The following is a 3,411-nucleotide window of genomic DNA, read 5'->3' as shown; positions in this document are numbered from 1 at the left end:
ACACTCAACACTCAACACTCAACACTCAACACTCAACACTCAACACTCAACACTCCAAAATTATACGGATAGCTGAACAGTAAGCAACTTCTTTGATCGCAAAAAAAGGCTGGTTATTTATAGCATCTTGCTCTCTACAAATAACCAGCCTTTTCGATTCGTTCAATTTTATGCTTTTCCATTCAAATGATCGGGCATAGGTATCCCCAAATAATCATAAGCCATAGGCGTAACAATACGTCCTCGTGGAGTACGTTGTAGGAATCCTAACTGAAGCAGATATGGTTCATATACATCTTCAATCGTTTGACCTTCTTCACCGATAGTGGCAGCGATAGTATCCAACCCTACAGGACCACCGCGGAAATTATGAATCATCGCTTGCAGTACTTTATGATCAATCTGATCCAATCCTCGCGGATCGACTTGTAACATATCCAATGCTTCGTCTGCAATCTCAGGTGTGATAATTCCATCACCACGTACCTGTGCATAATCCCGTACACGTTTAAGCAACCGGTTAGCAATACGCGGTGTTCCTCTACCACGAAGTGCAATCTCGTCTGCTGCATCGCCTACAATATCAATACCAAGTATCTCTGATCCCCGACTTACAATAAAGGAAAGTTCATCGACTGTATATAATTCCAGCCGACTCACAACTCCAAATCGATCACGCAAAGGAGCAGATAACAAACCTGCACGTGTTGTTGCACCAATCAATGTAAATGGTGGCAAGTCCAAACGTACTGAACGAGCACTAGGTCCTTTACCAATCATAATATCAAGCGCCGAATCTTCCATAGCCGGATACAAGACTTCTTCTACAGACCGATGTAATCGATGAATCTCATCAATAAACAATACATCCCCATCTTGCAGATTAGTCAGCAAAGCCGCTAGATCACCAGGACGCTCGATAGCAGGCCCTGAAGTTGTTCTTAAGTTGACACCAAGCTCATTGGCAATAATGTTAGCAAGTGTAGTTTTACCTAACCCTGGGGGGCCATATAAAAGAACATGATCCAACGCCTCGCCTCTCAACTTAGCAGCTTCAATATAAATTTTCATATTTTCTTTAATCCGAGTTTGCCCGATATATTCTGAAAGGTAACGGGGACGTAGACTCAGTTCCACCGCTTGGTCTTCCATCATCAAGTTAGCAGATATGATGCGGTCATCCGTCATCTTTATTCGCTCCCCTTCATCTGTTCTACCTGTCTTTTTAAATCTTTTTAAAATTTCATTACCACTATCTTTAAATATACCATAGCTATTCTAATATAAATATTTAGCACAAGATAAGTTCATAGATTGCCGTTTTTTAAAATAGTATCCATTGATCTCAATTACTATACTATTCATCATATGTGCGAAATAGAACTAAGCTTTCACCTTCATTAGCTTTGTTCCCAAATATACCAAAATAGAACGAATTTCTATTATTCCGATGTATTTAGCATAGTAATGACGTTAGCCAGTATACAACATTTTTAATGCTCTCTTCATAACATCATCGGCTGTATCGTCAGGGAATACTTCGTGTTTCAACGTTTGCCAGATTCGATCCAATTCGGTATCCGTATACCCCAGAGCTTTCAATCCATCACGTACTTCAGGCCATACTTCTCCAGAAGCAGTACTAGTCGTTGGTGGAGCAAATAATCCTGTAGCAATAATAGAATCACCAATACCACCCAATTTATCTTTCAAATCCAGAATCATACGTTGTGCAGTCTTTTTACCGATCCCAGGCAGTTTGGTCAAAAACGTAATATTTTCTTGATAAATAGCAGTAACAACACCTTCAGGGCTACCACCACTTAGAATACCAAGAGCTACACGTGGACCAATACCAGATACTTCAATCAATTTGCGAAATAATTTCTGTTCATCACGTGTAGGGAATCCAAATAATTGAATTGCATCTTCACGTACATGATGATGAATATAAATCGTAACTTCACCTGTTTCTTTCATCCATGCATAAGGGTTAGGGCAAAATACGCGATACCCGATTCCTTGCATATCTACAACCACATATTCATTTTCTAAATGCACTATCGGCCCGCGCAAAAAATCAATCATTTTTTCAATACCTCATTTATCTTCGAATTTAGCACATAAGAATGAGCATGACATACAGCCACAGCTAATGCATCAGCGACATCATCAGGTTTCGGAATTTTTTGCAAATTTAGAAACATTCGAATCATTTCTTGAACTTGCCTTTTTTCAGCTTTACCATACCCTACAACAGCTTGTTTTACTTGCATTGGTGTATATTCTGCAATAGGCAAACCCTTTTGTTTAGCTGCTAAGATCATCACGCCACGCGCCTGACTCACAGACATCGCATTAGTTACGTTACGGTTGAAAAATAGTTTTTCAAAAGCAACCGTATCTGGTTGATACTTCTCAATTAATTGTACAGTACCTTCATATACATGCAATAATCTATCTTCATCAGGTGTATGAGCTTCTGTCTGAATACAACCGTATTGAACAGGAGTCAACTTGCTTCCATTTTTATCTATAAACCCAAAACCAACAATCGCAATTCCGGGGTCAATTCCCATTACACGCAAATCGATCTCTCCCTTGTTCTATTACATAAATATTAATACTCTTTTTATAAATAAAATAGTAATCATAATGAATACATATATTCTGTTTTCCAAATAAATAAAATGAGTTTTTCCTGATGATAGAGAGTGATTTATTGTAAGAATTGCTACTACTCATCATCTTAATCATATATTCAAGTAAAGCCAAATAGGCGAACATATGTATCTCTTTCATTTCATTATAGCAAATATAAATCCACTTGAGTTAATAAAATAACAAAATTTCATTTCAATAAAATCTATTCCATTTCAAAGCTAGATTAAGTTATTCTTATTAAAATCATAACTATAAATATGTACGTATAATTCATCTATATCAGTAGATGTAAGGCGATACAGTAGATGCTATAGCAATCTTTGTATTATTCTTATAACTATTTATCATAAGCAAATTAAAACGAATATAAATGAACATAAAAAAACCATTGATCATTACGATCAATGGTTTTTTAGTATCGGGACGACACGATTTGAACATGCGACCCCCTGGACCCAAACCAGGTGCTCTACCAAGCTGAGCTACGTCCCGATAAATAATATGCCGGTGAAGGGACTCGAACCCCCACGGTTTCCCTCACGATTTTGAGTCGCGCGCGTCTGCCAATTCCGCCACACCGGCCAATCAAGATAAAAATGGCGCGCCCTAAGAGATTCGAACTCCTGGCCTTTTGATTCGTAGTCAAACGCTCTATCCAGCTGAGCTAAGGGCGCATATAAAATTTAGAAAATATTGGAGCGGACGATGGGAATCGAACCCACGACCCTCGCCTTGGCAAGGCGATGC

3 protein-coding genes and 3 tRNA genes are annotated in these 3,411 nt (G+C 38.5%); all 6 read right to left on the bottom strand.

The features are described 5' to 3' along the window. Positions 1-168: 168 nt before the first annotated feature. Complete coding sequence (gene ruvB / locus QCD85_RS23615; RefSeq protein ID WP_069329815.1) at positions 169-1,188, bottom strand: Holliday junction branch migration DNA helicase RuvB; 1,020 nt, start codon at positions 1,186-1,188, stop codon at positions 169-171. Between the two features lie 285 nt (positions 1,189-1,473). Then, complete coding sequence (gene ruvA, locus QCD85_RS23610; protein WP_273613364.1) at positions 1,474-2,088, bottom strand: Holliday junction branch migration protein RuvA; 615 nt, start codon at positions 2,086-2,088, stop codon at positions 1,474-1,476. Further along, complete coding sequence (gene ruvC, locus QCD85_RS23605; RefSeq protein WP_204822960.1) at positions 2,085-2,588, bottom strand: crossover junction endodeoxyribonuclease RuvC; 504 nt, start codon at positions 2,586-2,588, stop codon at positions 2,085-2,087. Before ruvC ends, ruvA begins: the two co-directional genes overlap by 4 nt. Positions 2,589-3,082: 494 nt before the next feature. Further along, positions 3,083-3,156, bottom strand: a tRNA-Pro gene (locus tag QCD85_RS23600). A 10-nt stretch (positions 3,157-3,166) separates the two neighbouring features. After that, positions 3,167-3,246: transfer RNA gene (locus tag QCD85_RS23595), tRNA-Leu, on the bottom strand. 15 nt (positions 3,247-3,261) lie between these two features. Beyond that, positions 3,262-3,338 (bottom strand) — tRNA-Arg (locus tag QCD85_RS23590). Between the last annotated feature and the right edge of the window lie 73 nt (positions 3,339-3,411).

This window comes from Paenibacillus sp. PsM32 (genome assembly GCF_030433815.1).
In the GTDB taxonomy this organism is placed as follows: domain Bacteria; phylum Bacillota; class Bacilli; order Paenibacillales; family Paenibacillaceae; genus Saccharibacillus; species Saccharibacillus kyungheensis.
This window is presented reverse-complemented; position numbering and strand designations above follow the sequence as displayed.